Here is a 14,392-nt window from a genome sequence, read left to right as displayed (position 1 = left end):
TCTGCGGCAGTGCTTTGATTGTGTGCATGTGCCGGCTCACCCCATGTGCCGGACATGGCAAAAGAATACCGGCCAGTAGCTCCGATGGAAGCGGCTGGCCGGTATTTTTTAGATCAATTTACTTAAATGGCATGCTGCGGCTCGTTAGGCCCCGGTGGTGTCTCCTGAGTCGGCCGGATCGCCGGTGCCCTGGCGGGTGTCGGCAACGATCTTGAACATTGCCCCGGTGGGGTCGGCCAGGGTTGCCAGGCGGCCGAACGGGGTGTCGTCCGGTCCGTCGATCACCCGCGCGCCAAGGCCGACGGCCTTTTCAATGGACGCGTCGGCGTCCTCCACGGCGAAGTAGACCTGCCAGTTGGACGGGACTTCCGCCGGGAGGTAGGCGGAGGCATCCATGATGCCCGCCTTGGCTGAGTCTCCCTTGCCCAGGGTGGTGTAGCGGAAATCGGGCGTGTCGCTCATGACGTCCGTGTCCCAGCCGAAGACGTCCTGGTAGAACTTGACGGCGGTGGCGTAGTCCTTGGTGTGGAGTTCGTGCCAGGCCGCGGCGCCGGGCTCGGCCACCAGTTCGAAGCCGGTCATTTCGCGGGGCTGCCAGACGCCGATGGCCGCGCCGGTGGCGTCGCCGAACATGGCCATGTGGCCCTGCTCCGGGACGTCCATCGGCCCCATGAAGACCTGTCCGCCGTGCGCCGTGACAGCTTCGGCGGTGGCGGCGGCGTCGTCTGAACGCAGGTAGGTGGACCAGGCGTCAGGGAAGCCCGCCATCGTTTCATCCTTTTGCATGAGCCCTGCCACGGACTTCCCGTTTTTCGAGGCTGTGATGTAACCGCCGTATTTTTCCTCGTCGCCGGTCTGGAAGTCCCACCCGAACAGTTCTCCGTAGAACTGCTTGGCTTTGGCGGCATCCGATGTCATGAGGTCGATCCAGCAGGGTGCGCCGGGAGTGATGTCAGGGCTGGGCATTGTGGCTCCTGTCGGTGGCCGCGGCAACGGACCGCGGCGGAGGGGTGGTCAGTGAAGACAAACCAGACACTATTCCGGAGCACCGACAGTTTCAATGGTCCCGGCCCAAACAGGCCCTTAACCGGGATTAACGGAAAATGTCCGGGCCCTGATTGCTCAGGACCCGGACATTGTTCGCGGAAGGTAAGAGATTCGAACTCTTGGTACGGGGTTACCGCACACTGGTTTTCAAGACCAGCTCCTTCGGCCGCTCGGACAACCTTCCTTACCGAGTAGTGTTTCATAGGCAGTTGGCTGCGACAAAAACCGTCCGGAGTGTTTGCGGGCACGCGCGGCCGCTGCACACTATTTTTTGTGGCAGGAAGCAGCTAGGAATCGGGAGTTTTCCATGAAGGCCGTCTACGTTAGCGAGGCCGGCGGGCCTGAGGTGCTCGAAGTGCGCGAGGTCCCGGCTCCGGTTCCCGGCCCCGGCGAGGTGCTGATCGACGTCGTCGCCGCGGGACTCAACCGGGCCGATGTCCAGCAGCGCAGGGGTTTCTACCCGCCGCCGCCCGGGGCCTCGGACATCCTTGGCCTGGAAGTTTCCGGCCGGATAGCGGGCTTCGGCCCCGACGTGTCCAAGCCGTTTTCGGTGGGGGACAAGGTGGTGGCACTGCTTTCGGGGGGCGGTTACGCCCAGCAGGTGGCCGTCCCTGCCGAACAGGTCCTGAGGATTCCCGACGGCGTGGATCTGGTCACTGCCGCGTCCCTCCCCGAAGTGGCGGCCACCGTTTACTCGAACCTGATCATGACGGCGCAGCTTCAGCCGGGTGAGACCGTGCTGGTCCACGGAGCCACGGGCGGAATCGGCACCATGGCCATCCAGCTGGCCAAGGCCTTTGGCGCAACGGTTGCCACCACGGCCGGAACTGCCGAGAAGGTGGGCACCGCCAAAGCCTTCCTCCATGCGGACATCGCCATCAATTACACGGAGGAGGACTTTCCCGAATCCCTCCGTGCGCAAAACGGCGGACACGGTGCAGACGTCATCCTGGACGTTGTAGGCGCCAAATATCTCGGGCAGAACGTTGACGCCCTCGCGGACTACGGCCGGCTGATCGTGATCGGACTCCAGGGCGGCACCAAGGCGGAGCTTGACCTGGGAAAGCTCCTCAGCAAGCGGGCCGCCATCATCGGCACAGCGCTCCGGCCACGGCCGGTGGCGGAGAAGGGCGTGATCATGAATGCCGTCCGGGATGCGGTGTGGCCGCTCCTGGCGGATGGACGCATCCGCCCCCTGGTGGCCAAGACGTTCCCGCTGGACCAGGTGCGGGCGGCCCATGAATACTTCGACTCCGGCGACCATGTGGGGAAAGTCCTGCTGGTCATGTAGCCGGACACCGGCGTCGGAATGAATACCCGGTATTGCCTTCGTGCCGAAATCACGTTACTGTAATTCCATACGCGGTATGCACGCGTCTTGGGGGCGCGTGTATGCCGTCGTCTTTGCGACATCAGGGGGCAGTATGTCCATTCGCCATAGTCTCCTCGCCCTGCTTCAGGACAAGCCCCGTTACGGGTACCAGTTGAGGGTCGAGTTCGAGGACCGCACCGGCTCCGCCTGGCCGCTGAACATCGGGCAGGTCTACACCACCCTGGACCGGCTGGAACGGGACGGACTCGTCACGAACGATGGCGGCGACGGCGAAGGCCACGTCATCTACAGCATCACCGACGCAGGCCGCAGCGACGTCGCGGACTGGTTCCAGGCCCCGGTGGCCCGCAGCAATCCTCCCCGGAACGAACTCGCCATCAAACTTGCCCTCGCCGTGACCATCCCCGGAGTGGACGTCCCGGCCGTCATCCAGGCCCAGCGCACCGCGTCAGTGAAAGCGCTCCAGGACTACACCAAAACCCGTCGCGAGGCGTCCGCCAGCCTGCGCCGGGCCGACACCGCATGGTTGCTCGTCCTCGATTCACTGATTTTCCAGACCGAAGCGGAGGTCCGGTGGCTGGACCTCTGCGAGGCGCGGATGGCGCAGTTGAACACGCCGGCACCCTAAGCTGCCTGCCGCTCAACGCTCCCGTCCGACCGTTCAGCGAGGGCCTCAAGAGCGGCGCCCCCAAAGCAGTATCCCTGCGTCCGGGGCGTTGATATGGTGCGAAGGGGAGATCACTTTCCAGCTGGGGTTCTCGAGGAGGAGACATGGGCAAAATGCCGGATGGCAAAGCACGGACTGCATTATCGGAGGACGCGCTAGAGCCTGATCCAAAGCTTCCGCCAACGTCGGTGGACGACGCGGTGCGGGAGGCCGAAGAGCGCAAATGGACACCGACGAAGATCGCCATTTGGGCGGCGATTTCGCTGCTAGGCGGGGTCTCCTGGTTCATGCTGGCCATCATCCGAGGCGAAACGGTCAACGCGATCTGGTTTGTGTTCGCCTCGGTCTGCACGTACCTGATCGGCTACCGCTTTTACTCCAAGGTGATCGAGCGGTACATCACCAGGCCCAACGACCGCCGGGCCACTCCCGCCGAGTACAAAGCGGACGGCAAGGACTACGTCCGCACCGACCGCAACGTCCTGTTCGGCCACCACTTTGCCGCCATCGCCGGCGCAGGCCCCCTGGTCGGGCCCGTCATTGCGGCCCAGATGGGTTACCTCCCCGGCACCATCTGGATCATCATCGGCGTCGTACTGGCCGGAGCGGTGCAGGACTACCTCGTCCTGTTCTTCTCCATGCGCCGTGGCGGCCGCTCGCTGGGCCAGATGGCCCGTGAGGAACTCGGCGTGATCGGCGGCACCGCCGCCCTGATTGCCACCCTGCTCATTATGGTGATCATCGTCGCGATCCTGGCGCTCGTCGTCGTGAACGCGCTGGGGGAAAGCCCCTGGGGCGTGTTCTCCGTGGGCATGACCATCCCCATTGCCCTCTTCATGGGCGTTTACCTCCGCTTCATCCGCCCCGGCAAGGTCATGGAAGTGTCGCTGATCGGCTTCGTGCTGCTGATGGCCGCGATCATCGGCGGCGGCGCCGTGGCCGGGACCGAGTGGGGCGCGGCGTTCTTCCACCTGGACAAGGTCACCATTGCCTGGGGCCTCATCGTGTACGGCTTCATCGCTGCGATCCTTCCGGTGTGGCTCCTGTTGGCCCCCCGGGACTACCTCTCCACGTTCATGAAGATCGGCGTGATCGTTATGCTGGCGCTGGCCATCATCGTGGTCCGCCCCGAAATCACCGTGCCGGCCTTCAGCGAATTTGCCAGCAGGGAAAACGGGCCGGTGTTCCCCGGAGCGCTCTTCCCGTTCCTGTTCGTCACCATTGCCTGCGGAGCGCTATCCGGCTTCCACGCCCTGATCTCCTCCGGAACCACCCCGAAGCTGATCGAAAAGGAACGCCAGGCCCGCCTGATCGGCTACGGCGGCATGCTGATGGAGTCCTTCGTGGCCATCATGGCCCTCGTGGCAGCCATCTCCATCGACCGCGGCCTGTACTTCGCCATGAACTCCCCGGCCGCCCTGACCGGCGGCACTGTGCAAACGGCAGCCACCTGGGTCAACAGCCTGGGACTTGCCGGGGTGAACATCACTCCGGACCTCCTGGCCGAGACAGCCAGGAACGTCGGCGAGGAAAGCATTGTGTCCCGTACCGGCGGTGCTCCCACACTGGCCGTCGGCCTTGCCCACATCATGCAGCAGTTCATCGGCGGCACGGCCATGATGGCGTTCTGGTACCACTTCGCCATCATGTTCGAGGCACTGTTCATCCTCACGGCAGTGGACGCCGGCACCCGCGTGGCACGCTTCATGCTGCAGGATTCCATCGGCAACTTCATCCCCAAGTTCAAGGAGCACTCCTGGCGGCCCGGAGCCTGGCTCTGCACGGCCGTTATGGTCCTCGCGTGGGGAGCCGTGCTGCTGATGGGTGTCACGGACCCGCTGGGCGGCATCAACACGCTGTTCCCGCTGTTCGGAATCGCCAACCAGCTGCTGGCAGCCATCGCGCTGTCGGTCTGCCTGGCCATCGCAGCAAGGCGCGCCTCGTTCAAGTACCTCTGGATTGTGGCCGTTCCGCTTGCTTTCGCGGCAGTCGTCACCATCACTGCCAGCTTCCAGAAGATCTTTTCGCCGGTTCCGGCAGTGGGTTACTTCGCCAACAACGCGGCCTTCTCCAAAGCCCTTGCAGACGGCAAGACGGAATTCGGCACTGCCAAGACCGTTGCGGCCATGGAGGCCGTGGTCCGCAATACCATGATCCAGGGGTGGCTGTCGGTGATCTTCGTGGTGCTGAGCATCATTGTGATCATCACGGCGATGGTGGCCACGGTGAAGGCGTTCCGGGATGCGAAGCAGGGCGTTGCCCACGCGGATCACGAGGACCCGGCCGTGCCGTCCCGCGCCTACGCGCCTGCGGGATTCATTCCCACGCCTGCTGAGCGGGAACTCGTGGCCGAGTGGAACAAACTCCCCGCCGACCTGCGCCTCGAAAAGTCCGCGCACCACTGATGCGGAGCTGGTCATGAACGCGATACTCGAAGGGTTCCGTGGCTTCGCCCGCTATTTCGGCGGGGTCATGGGAGCGGACGCCTATGCGAAGTACCTGGAGCACCACGAGGCCTCAGGGCATGCGGAAGCGCCCATGACCGAGCGGGAGTTCTGGCGGGACCACACGGACCGCCAGGACAACAATCCCCAAGGCCGCTGCTGCTGAAAGGCCGCGGCCGTTGAAAACACCTGCGCCGGGGGCGCCGTCGGATCTTAGGGTCCAACGGCGCCTCCTGCGTTTTCGGGGCACCGCCGGACCCGCCGGGGTCAACTGGGTTCACGGACTCGCGCCCGGGCTCGCAGCCCGTGAGAGTATGAAGCCATGAGCGATCCGAACGACACTCAGCCAGCTGATGATGCCCCTGTAGAGGGCACCACCCTCGACGACGAGGTCTCTTCCGGTACGGCCCCGAACCACGGCGCGGGAACCCGGCCGAAGGGGAGTAACCTCCAGGACCTGGTGGACGAGCCCGCCAAAGTGATGCGGATCGGCACCATGATCAAGCAGCTGCTGGACGAAGTGAAGTCGGCACCGCTCGATGACGCCGCACGCGGGCGCCTGGCTGCGATCCACGAACGCTCCATCAAGGAACTTGAGGACGGGTTGGCTCCCGAACTCGTCGAGGAGCTGGAACGGATCAGCCTGCCTTTTCCCGCACAGGCTACGCCGTCCGACGCGGAACTCCGGATTGCCCAAGCACAGCTGGTCGGCTGGCTGGAAGGGCTGTTCCACGGCATCCAGACGGCCATCGCAGCCCAGCATGCCGCCCGCGAACACGCGGCGGCACAGCGGCAGCTGCGCCAGCTGCCGCCGGGGACAGTGATAGCTCCGGGTGTGGTGATCGGCGAGGACGGCGAGCCGCAGCGCGCCCGGCTGCCGCATCCCGGCTCAGACAAGCCGGGCGAAGCGGAAGATCCGGACCACGGTCCCGGCCAGTATCTCTAGGGGCGGCGTGGCATTCTTCGCAGCCGCCCGCCAGGGGCGAAAAGACGACGCCGAGCTCGGCAAAGGGCTGTGGCGGCGCGCCCATGACCGTTTCCTTCGCGGGCTTGACCGGTTCCACCAAGTCCTCGAAGGGGTGGAGGACGACGTGCTGTATGCCGAACTGGTGGAGATCGCCAACGACCTTGCCGGCCTCGCCGTCAGGGTCCGGCAGGTGTGCGTCGAAGCCCAGCGGCGTTCGCCCAGTGACGGCCTGGATATCCCGGGCGCATTGGCCGGCGTCCACCGATCGCTGTCCAAAGCGGGCAACTCCCTGGCGACCACCGCGGAGGCGGCCGCGATGTTGCGCCTGGCCGTCGGGCCGGTGCCGGTAGGCGCCGCCTCGGTCCGCCGCAGGGCTGAGTCAGTCTTTGAACAGATCGCCGACGCCGAACGCCGCCTTGCCGAACAGCCGCAGGATTCCTAGCTATTCCCGGTTAAGCGCCTAGCTTAGCCGGCTGTTTTTGCTGGCCGGGCGCTGCCGGCGTTGGCAGTATGAAGTAATGACTTTTTCTCCTGAACTGACTTTCAACGACGGCAACACCATTCCCCAGCTCGGCTACGGAGTGTGGCAGGTTGAGGACGACGTAGCGGAAAAGGTAGTGGTCCAGGCCTTCGAGGCCGGGTTCCGCCACATCGATACCGCCAAGATCTACGGAAACGAAGCAGGCGTAGGCCGCGCCATCGAGCGCTCCGGATTGAAGCCTGAGGACATCTTCATCACCACCAAGCTGTGGAACGCGGACCAGGGGTACGAGTCCACCCTGGCGGCCTTTGAGGCGTCCATGGAGCGCCTGGGCCTCGAAACCCTGGACCTGTACCTGATTCACTGGCAGCAGCCGCAGCAGGACAAGTACGTGGACACCTGGAAGGCCCTGATCGAGCTGCAGAAGCACGGCCGGGTCAAGTCCATTGGCGTCTCCAACTTCACCACCGAGGGACTCCAGCGGATCATCGATGAGACCGGTGTTGTTCCGGCCATCAACCAGGTGGAACTGCACCCGTTCTTCAACCAGGCTGAACTGCGCGAATTCAACGCCTCCAAAGGCATCCTCACGCAGGCATGGTCGCCGCTGGGCCAGGGCGGCGAACTCCTGGAGCACCCGGCCGTCGCGGAGATCGCGGCCAAGCACAGTGCCACCCCGGCGCAGGTGGTCATTGCCTGGCACCTGGCCCTCGGCAACGTGGTGATTCCGAAGTCCGTCACAGAGTCCCGCATCCGCGAAAACTACGCGGCCCTGGACGTGACGCTGGATGAGGCCGACATCGCAGCCATCAACGGGCTGGACCGGACGGCGGAAGGCTCCGGCCGCATCGGCCCGGACCCCGCTGTCTCCGACTTCGCCTAAGCGGCTGCAGAGGCCCCGCACTCACAGAGTGCGGGGCCTCTGGCGTTTTCTCAGGCCGCCAGCCGTCCCTGCTCTGCGGGCACGGCGTCGATAACGGCCCAACCCTGCTCATCGAAAATGCTCCGGTTGGCGAATCGCTCCGCCGCGGGCAGGGAATCGAACGTTTCCGTGCGGATCAGGCCGCAGTCGGTATCAAAATAGGTGACGTGGAATTCCCGGGGCTCCGGTGCGTCGCCGCCGAGGTTTCCCCGCGTGGCCGCCTGGCTGGTGCTGAGGTTCGTATCCATGAATCCAGTGTGCAGCCGGCCTCCGACAGTAAAGGCGACTCAGTCCGGCGTGTTGCGAAGCCGGAGCACTCTCTCCCTCGCGAGCACTTCGGCCCGCTGTCCCTTTTCCGCGGCGCGGGCGGCCAGTTGCATCTGGGCGGCCGCGGACTCCCGCCGCCGCCGTGCAAGCTCGAACTCCTCTTCCACCGTCTTGAGGCGCGCGCGGAGGCTCCGGGCTTCGTCGCCCAGCCGGGTCAGTGCCGTTTCAGCTTCGTCGAAGTTCGCGGTGCGTTGCCGGGCTTCCTCCGCCGCCGACCGGGCGGCTTCTTCCGCCTCGGACAGGCGGGCCGCGGCGCGCTCGACCGCCGACGGCGCGGGAGCCGGCCGTTTCGTCCCGACGGCCTTCAATCGCGGTCTTTCGGCCGTCCCTACAACAGGCGGGCTGTCCGGCGGCGCGGCCTTCGGGAGGCCGTGTTTCGGTGTCCCGGGCGCCCCCTGCGCTCCCGCACTCAGGCCACTGCCCGACGTCGGCACTGCCGGCTGCGCGGGCGCGCCGGGGACCGCCACGGCATCCCGCAGGTCCACGCGGTCCACGCCGTCGGCCGACAGTACCCGGAGCAGGCGGCCGCTCCGCACGGCTGACGCCGCACCTTCGTCCACGGTGGCGGCCCGCAACGTGGCTTCAACTTCGGCTGCCACGGCGGCACTTATTTTTCGTCCCTGCTGCTCCGCCACCTCACGTGCTGTTCCCATCACGCGGGTGAGCAGTTGCCGGCGCTCCTGCGAGAGCGCGCGGAGGGCGCCGGCGTCGAGCTCTTCCTGGGCGCTGCGCATGGCGGCGCCAAGCGTCTCCAGCTCACTGAGCGCGTCCGGCCGGTGGACCGCCAGCATGTTCACCGCCCAGGCCGCGGCCGAGGGCTTGGGCAGCGACCGGACGGAATCGGCGAGATCCCGCCCGCTGTCCGCGGCAGCAGTTTTGGCCGCCGCGGTTCTGGCGGCCACGAATCCTTCGAGCGGCAACCGATAAAGCGCGGAGGCAATATCGGCTAATTGTTGCTCTCCCATGCGAGCATCATAGGGGTCCGGTTAAGGCGCACGTGCGCCGGCGCGTCAATCCATCCGTGACCTGATGTTGTAGTGGAGGAAATCGAATGATCGAAATTGCGGGGCTGCCTGCCCACATCCTGCTGATCCACGGCGTCGTCGTACTGTCTCCGCTGGCGGGGATCGCTGCAATCGTCTACGGCGTGTGGCGTGCTGCGCGGGATTACCTGGTGTGGCCGCTGGGCGTGCTTTCCCTCGGTCTGGTCCCGTTGACGCTTATCACCGCACAGGCAGGCGAACAGTTGGAGAAAACACTTCCGGCGTCGCATCTCCTCCACGAGCACGTTGAACAGGGCGACCTGTTGAAGTACCTTGCCGTGGCGTTCTTTGTGGTCATGGCCGTGATGCTGGCTGTCACCCACGAACCCTTTGCGCGGCGGCTGGGATCCATCGGACGGCTGCAGGACAATCGCGCGGTTCGGATCGCCGCGATGACGGTTGGGGCCCTGGCGGGCGCAGCCCTGATCTACCAGAGCATCATCACGGGCCACTCCGGGGCCGCGTCGGTATGGGCGGGCCGCTGAGCCGACGCCGGACAGGGGCCGTAGGCCCCTTGCGCCGTCCCGCCCGGTGGGCAAGGGTGGGGGCATGTGGGTGACAGCGCCATGACGGATGCCCCTCGACAGGCGGCATCCCCCGATGCCGTCCCCTGGCACCTCCGTGAGGCGGCCGAAGCCGTGGCCGCCTGCGGTGTTGACCCCGCGACCGGCCTTTCCTCGGCGGAAGCCTCCCGCCGGCTTGAGCGAGATGGGCCCAACGAACTCGAGTCCGCGCCGCCGGCACCCTGGTGGCGGCGGGTCGTTTCCCAGTTCCAGGATCCGCTGATTTACCTGTTGCTGGCTGCGATCGCCATTTCAGTCGTAGCCTGGGCAGCGGAGGGTGCCGGCGGCGTTCCGGTCGATGCCGTCGTGATCAGTGCCGTGGTCCTGTTCAACGCGGTGCTGGGCTTCGTCCAGGAAAACAAAGCCGAGACGGCCGTGGCGGCACTGCAGGTCATGACGGCGGCCAACTCCACTGTCCTGCGCGACGGTCAGCTGAAGACGGTGCCCTCAGCGGGGCTTGTTCGCGGCGACATCCTTGTCCTGGGTGAGGGCGATGCCGTAGGGGCGGATGCCCGCCTGGTCACCGCCACGTCGCTTCGTGTCAGCGAAGCCTCGCTGACCGGAGAGAGCGAGCCGGTCTTCAAGAACCCGGGAACCTTGTCCGGTGTTGTTCCGCTGGGCGACCGGCTCAATATGGTGTTCAAGGGCACTGCCGTGGCCCAAGGCGTGGGACGGGCGGTGGTGACCGGAACGGCCATGGACACCGAAGTCGGCAACATCGCCGGGATGCTAGAGCGGACTGTCGCCGAGCCGACGCCGCTGCAGAAGGAAATTGCGGGCGTGAGCCGGCTTCTGGGCACCACGGTGATCGTCATCGCCGTCGTGGTTATGGTCACCGTAGTGGCCGTTAACGGCGTCACCTCACTCAGCGACCTTGTGACCGTCCTGCTGCTCGGTGTGTCGCTCGCGGTGGCGGCAGTCCCGGAGGGGCTGCCCGCCATCCTGTCTGTTGTGCTGGCGTTGGGCGTGCAGCGCATGGCCCGGCGCAACGCCGTCGTGAAGCAGTTGCACTCGGTGGAGACACTCGGCTCCGCCACGGTGATTGCCTCGGACAAGACCGGAACGCTGACGCGGAACGAGATGACTGTGGGCCGGATTGTCACGGCTTCGGGCGAGGTGGAACTAACGGGCGTCGGCTACCGGCCGGAGGGCCGCGCCCGCCAGGAGGGCAGGGACGATATCGATCCGGCCGTGCTGCTGGAGGTGGGCCTTGTCCTTGCCGGCGGCACCTTCGCGAACAACGCCCAGCTGGCAGAGCACGACGGCGAGTGGGAGATTCAGGGGGATCCCACCGAGGCGGCCTTCCTCGTCGCGGCCCGCAAGCTGGAAGGCGTCACGGAGCGCGTCGGCGAATATGAACGTCACGGTGAAGTGCCGTTCACTTCGGAGCGGAAGCTGATGTCAGCGGTGGCGCACCACAAGGAACTGGGCACCCTGTCCCTGGTCACCAAGGGTGCACCGGACGTGCTGCTCGGACGCTGCACCGGTCTGCAGGTGGGTGAAAGCATTGTTCCGATGGACGGGGTGCGCCGTGACCAGGCGCTGGCAGCGGTGGACGCTTTGTCCGCGCAGGCCTTCCGGACGCTCGGCGTCGCCTACCGCCGTTACGGCGAAGAGGACCGACACGAACTTGAGGTGCTGGACGAAGCTGATGAAAGCACGCTGGTGTACCTCGGAGTGGTGGGGATCATCGACCCGCCCCGGGAGGAGGCCGCCGCTGCGGTGGCCGCGGCGCAGAATGCCGGAATACGGGTGCTGATGATCACCGGCGACCATCCGCTCAGCGCGGCCCGGATTGCCGGCGACCTGGGGATAGCGGTAGCGGGGGAGCGTGCGGTCACCGGGGCGGAGCTCGATGCGCTGGATGAGGCAGGGCTGCACGCCGTCACGGCCGCCACCTCCGTTTACGCGCGGGTGGCACCGCAGAACAAGCTGCAGATCATTGATGCGCTCCAGGCACAGGGCAACGTGGTGGCCATGACGGGGGACGGAGTCAACGACGCACCGGCGCTGAAGTCGGCGGACATCGGCATTGCCATGGGCATCGCGGGGACAGAGGTCACAAAGGAGGCGTCCAAGATGATTTTGGCCGACGACAACTTCGCCACGATTGTCTCGGCCGTCCGCCAGGGCCGCATCATCTTCGAAAACATCGAAAAATTCCTGCGCTACCTCCTGTCCTCCAACATGGGAGAGGTCTTCACGGTCTTCCTCGGCGTCGTTTTTGCCGGGGCGCTGGGCCTGGCCGGTGCCCCGGGCGAGGCTGTTGCCCTGCCCTTGCTCGCCACCCAGATCCTCTGGATCAACCTGGTGACGGATTCCGGCCCGGCGCTCGCCATGGGGGTGGACCCCGAGATCGACGACGTCATGGCGCGCCAGCCACGCAGGAGCACCGAGCGGATCATCGGCCGGCGGATGTGGTCCGGGATACTGTCGGTGGGCCTCGTCATGGGGCTTGCATCCCTGTTCGCCATCGACATCTTCCTGCCGGGCGGGCTGGTGGAAGGCGACGATTCCCTGGAGGTGGCACGGACCGCAGGGTTCACCACCCTCGTGTTCGCCCAGTTGTTCAACGCGTTCAACTCCCGGTCCGAGACTTCCAGCGCGTTCCACCGCCTGTTCGTCAACAAATGGCTGTGGGGTGCCGTCGCGCTGGCTGTGGTCCTGCAGGTGGCCGTGGTTGAGGTGCCATTGCTGCAGCGTGCTTTCGGCACGGCATCCATGGATGCGTACCACTGGGGAGCCTGCGTCCTCCTGGCATCCGCAGTCCTGGCTTTCGGTGAACTCCGGAAACTGTCATTCAGGTTCCGGACCATGGGCGGACTCCGGGGCGGGGCCGGTCCGGCGTGACCTGATCACGGTTACCAGCAGCAGGACCGTCGCAACCGCCTGCAGGGCCGCCACGGCAACAATGAGGGCCGGGCGGGAACCGTAAAGCGCGCCGTACAGGGCGCCGCCGGCGAGTGCGCCGCCTCCCTCGAAACCGGCGAAGATTCCGTATGCCGTTCCCTGCTTCGCCGGGACCACCAGATCGGCCACCAGTGCCTTCACCGTGGAGTCCTGGATGCCCGTGGCGGTTCCCCACACGAACACTCCGGCCAGGACCAGTCCCGCCCCCGAGGAGAAAGCCAGCACCGGGATCACGGCCACGAGGGCCGGCAGGACCAGAAGCACGGCGCCGCCGGCGCGGTCGTAGGCGTAGCCGCTGGCGAGGGCTCCCAGGGCGGCGGCTGCCATGCCGCCGGCGTAAACCAGCGGGACGGCGGCCACGGGAACGCCAACAGTGGACGTCAGGTGGAACGCGACGACTCCGAAGGCCACCAGACCGGCGCTCCAGAAGAAGGCGGAAACGGCGAAGAGGACGAATACCGCGGAAAGGCGCTCCTTTTGACGTGCGGCAGAGGCCCCGGCGTCCGAATCTGTCTGCGCGTCCAGCATCCCCGGCACACGTGGTCCGTGTGGATCGGGGATGCGGCGCCGCATCCGGAACAGGAGGGCCATGGCAAACGCGGCAGGAATCGCCAGGACCGCGAACGCCGGCCACAGTGCGCCGGTGGCCGCGATGACAGCGGAGGCGATCAGAGGCCCGGCAAATGCGCCGGCAAGGTCCAGGGACTTGTGCACGGCAAAACCGCGTCCACGCCCGATTGGCTCGGCAACGGCGGCCAGCAGGACGGTCTTCGCCGGGCTGCGGACAGCCTTGCCCACGCGATCGCCAATGATGAGGGCGGAGGCCAGCATGAGCCCCGCGGCACCCAATGCGGGCGCCACGGCGAGCAGCGGGATGCACAGCGCCGTGAGGGCATAGCCGGCCAGCGTGAACGTCCAGTACTTCCCGGTTCGGTCCGCCCAGGGCCCGAAGACGAGCCGGAGCCCCTGGGCTGCAGCCTCGGCGCCGCCGGTGACCAGCCCGATCACCAAGGCGGAGGCACCCAACTGGGCAAGGAGCGGTCCGGCGAGCGGGCGCGCGCCGTCGGACACGGCATCGACGGCCAGGCTGACCAGCCCGAACCTGAGCACCATGCCCCACGGTGTGGCCGGAGGGGCCCCGCGCCGGGGAGCTGTCCGGCCAGACGAGCCTTGTTCCACAGCTCAAGAGTTTCGGACGGCCTGCCGGATTTCAATAGCGCCGGCTTCCGCTCTGCGGGTGCCCTGCAGCTGCCAGCGGATAAGATCGCAGGGTGACGAACTCACCGGGAGACGAGCGCTACGTTGTCCGCCGGTGGTGGAGGGGGCGGGCGCTGCCTTGGGCAGGGCTGGTCGGCGTTTCCATCATCCTGACAGGCATTTCCTTGGAGCGGACATTGTTGTTCGCCTACGAGCCGGTGCCGGAGTTTGTGGAGCGGCTGCGTGTGGGCCGGCTGTTCATGCTCGCCGGGTCGGCTGCCTCCATTGCAGCGGCGGTCTGGTCCCAGATCAGGCAGTACCCGCTATGGGTGACGCTCTGCGTTGCGGCGCCGGTGGCACTGGTGGGCCTGGCGACCATGATCACCACGCCGCCGTCGTTGATGCCGCAGATCTTTGGTTTGTTCGCCCTGCCGGCCGCGCTCGCAGGGCTCATCGGAGGGGTTACGTTCAAGCGGCGGTGACCGGCGCCT

The 14,392-nt window shown here is 66.3% G+C and carries 14 protein-coding genes and 1 tRNA gene; 10 read left to right on the top strand and 5 right to left on the bottom strand.

Going from position 1 to position 14,392, the window contains the following annotated elements; genetic code table 11:
* Positions 1–144 precede the first annotated feature (144 nt).
* A complete protein-coding gene (locus tag AC6JAC_RS18640; RefSeq protein WP_497966001.1) occupies positions 145–966 on the bottom strand; it encodes a VOC family protein in 822 nt (273 codons plus the stop codon).
* Between the two features lie 177 nt (positions 967–1,143).
* Positions 1,144–1,231, bottom strand: a tRNA-Ser gene (locus AC6JAC_RS18635).
* A gap of 123 nt (positions 1,232–1,354) precedes the next feature.
* Between AC6JAC_RS18635 and AC6JAC_RS18630 the strand changes: the two genes are divergently transcribed.
* The 7 genes from AC6JAC_RS18630 to AC6JAC_RS18600 all read left to right on the top strand — a co-directional run bounded on the left by AC6JAC_RS18630 (position 1,355) and on the right by AC6JAC_RS18600 (position 7,822).
* Positions 1,355–2,338, top strand: a complete 984-nt coding sequence (locus tag AC6JAC_RS18630) for an NAD(P)H-quinone oxidoreductase (protein WP_497965999.1) — start codon at positions 1,355–1,357, stop codon at positions 2,336–2,338.
* Positions 2,339–2,471: 133 nt separating this feature from the next.
* Positions 2,472–3,008, top strand: coding sequence for a PadR family transcriptional regulator (locus AC6JAC_RS18625; RefSeq protein WP_028271050.1), 537 nt, complete (start codon positions 2,472–2,474; stop codon positions 3,006–3,008).
* A 143-nt stretch (positions 3,009–3,151) separates the two neighbouring features.
* Positions 3,152–5,452, top strand: coding sequence for a carbon starvation CstA family protein (locus tag AC6JAC_RS18620; RefSeq protein ID WP_028271049.1), 2,301 nt, complete (start codon positions 3,152–3,154; stop codon positions 5,450–5,452).
* Between the two features lie 13 nt (positions 5,453–5,465).
* Complete coding sequence (locus tag AC6JAC_RS18615) at positions 5,466–5,657, top strand: YbdD/YjiX family protein (protein WP_028271048.1); 192 nt, start codon at positions 5,466–5,468, stop codon at positions 5,655–5,657.
* A gap of 156 nt (positions 5,658–5,813) precedes the next feature.
* On the top strand, positions 5,814–6,437 hold the full coding sequence (locus AC6JAC_RS18610) for a bacterial proteasome activator family protein (protein WP_028271047.1): 624 nt from the start codon (positions 5,814–5,816) through the stop codon (positions 6,435–6,437).
* A 7-nt stretch (positions 6,438–6,444) separates the two neighbouring features.
* Entirely contained in the window at positions 6,445–6,900 is a 456-nt protein-coding gene (locus AC6JAC_RS18605) for a hypothetical protein (protein ID WP_028271046.1), read from the top strand.
* A 76-nt stretch (positions 6,901–6,976) separates the two neighbouring features.
* A complete protein-coding gene (locus tag AC6JAC_RS18600) occupies positions 6,977–7,822 on the top strand; it encodes an aldo/keto reductase (protein WP_497965995.1) in 846 nt (281 codons plus the stop codon).
* 50 nt (positions 7,823–7,872) lie between these two features.
* Here the strand turns inward: AC6JAC_RS18600 and AC6JAC_RS18595 are convergent, their stop codons facing one another.
* Both AC6JAC_RS18595 and AC6JAC_RS18590 read right to left on the bottom strand, forming a co-directional pair.
* A complete protein-coding gene (locus AC6JAC_RS18595; RefSeq protein ID WP_043438487.1) occupies positions 7,873–8,109 on the bottom strand; it encodes a hypothetical protein in 237 nt (78 codons plus the stop codon).
* 39 nt (positions 8,110–8,148) lie between these two features.
* Entirely contained in the window at positions 8,149–9,090 is a 942-nt protein-coding gene (locus AC6JAC_RS18590; protein ID WP_497965993.1) for a hypothetical protein, read from the bottom strand.
* A gap of 149 nt (positions 9,091–9,239) precedes the next feature.
* On the opposite strand from AC6JAC_RS18590, the gene AC6JAC_RS18585 reads away from it, so the two are divergent.
* On the top strand, positions 9,240–9,716 hold the full coding sequence (locus tag AC6JAC_RS18585; RefSeq protein ID WP_497965991.1) for a hypothetical protein: 477 nt from the start codon (positions 9,240–9,242) through the stop codon (positions 9,714–9,716).
* Positions 9,717–9,797: 81 nt separating this feature from the next.
* Entirely contained in the window at positions 9,798–12,644 is a 2,847-nt protein-coding gene (locus AC6JAC_RS18580; protein ID WP_497966867.1) for a cation-translocating P-type ATPase, read from the top strand.
* Here the strand turns inward: AC6JAC_RS18580 and AC6JAC_RS18575 are convergent.
* Positions 12,591–13,817 carry an MFS transporter gene (locus AC6JAC_RS18575; protein ID WP_497965989.1) on the bottom strand — a complete coding sequence of 409 codons (1,227 nt, stop codon included), beginning with the start codon at positions 13,815–13,817 and terminating at the stop codon, positions 12,591–12,593. The genes AC6JAC_RS18580 and AC6JAC_RS18575 overlap by 54 nt on opposite strands.
* A gap of 158 nt (positions 13,818–13,975) precedes the next feature.
* Between AC6JAC_RS18575 and AC6JAC_RS18570 the strand changes: the two genes are divergently transcribed.
* Entirely contained in the window at positions 13,976–14,383 is a 408-nt protein-coding gene (locus AC6JAC_RS18570; protein ID WP_051628873.1) for a hypothetical protein, read from the top strand.
* The last annotated feature ends 9 nt before the right edge of the window (positions 14,384–14,392 follow it).

The sequence above is a fragment of the Arthrobacter sp. KUASC02 genome, assembly GCF_059739395.1.
This window is presented reverse-complemented; position numbering and strand designations above follow the sequence as displayed.

Excerpts from the sequence above, each read along its gene's own strand:
- AC6JAC_RS18640 (WP_497966001.1), bottom strand. The coding sequence starts at position 966 with ATGCCCAGCCCTGACATCACTCCCGGCGCACCCTGCTGGATCGACCTC.
- AC6JAC_RS18630 (WP_497965999.1), top strand. The coding sequence starts at position 1,355 with ATGAAGGCCGTCTACGTTAGCGAGGCCGGCGGGCCTGAGGTGCTCGAA.
- AC6JAC_RS18625 (WP_028271050.1), top strand. The coding sequence starts at position 2,472 with ATGTCCATTCGCCATAGTCTCCTCGCCCTGCTTCAGGACAAGCCCCGT.
- AC6JAC_RS18620 (WP_028271049.1), top strand. The coding sequence starts at position 3,152 with ATGGGCAAAATGCCGGATGGCAAAGCACGGACTGCATTATCGGAGGAC.
- AC6JAC_RS18615 (WP_028271048.1), top strand. The coding sequence starts at position 5,466 with ATGAACGCGATACTCGAAGGGTTCCGTGGCTTCGCCCGCTATTTCGGC.
- AC6JAC_RS18610 (WP_028271047.1), top strand. The coding sequence starts at position 5,814 with ATGAGCGATCCGAACGACACTCAGCCAGCTGATGATGCCCCTGTAGAG.
- AC6JAC_RS18600 (WP_497965995.1), top strand. The coding sequence starts at position 6,977 with ATGACTTTTTCTCCTGAACTGACTTTCAACGACGGCAACACCATTCCC.
- AC6JAC_RS18595 (WP_043438487.1), bottom strand. The coding sequence starts at position 8,109 with ATGGATACGAACCTCAGCACCAGCCAGGCGGCCACGCGGGGAAACCTC.
- AC6JAC_RS18585 (WP_497965991.1), top strand. The coding sequence starts at position 9,240 with ATGATCGAAATTGCGGGGCTGCCTGCCCACATCCTGCTGATCCACGGC.
- AC6JAC_RS18580 (WP_497966867.1), top strand. The coding sequence starts at position 9,798 with ATGACGGATGCCCCTCGACAGGCGGCATCCCCCGATGCCGTCCCCTGG.
- AC6JAC_RS18575 (WP_497965989.1), bottom strand. The coding sequence starts at position 13,817 with ATGGTGCTCAGGTTCGGGCTGGTCAGCCTGGCCGTCGATGCCGTGTCC.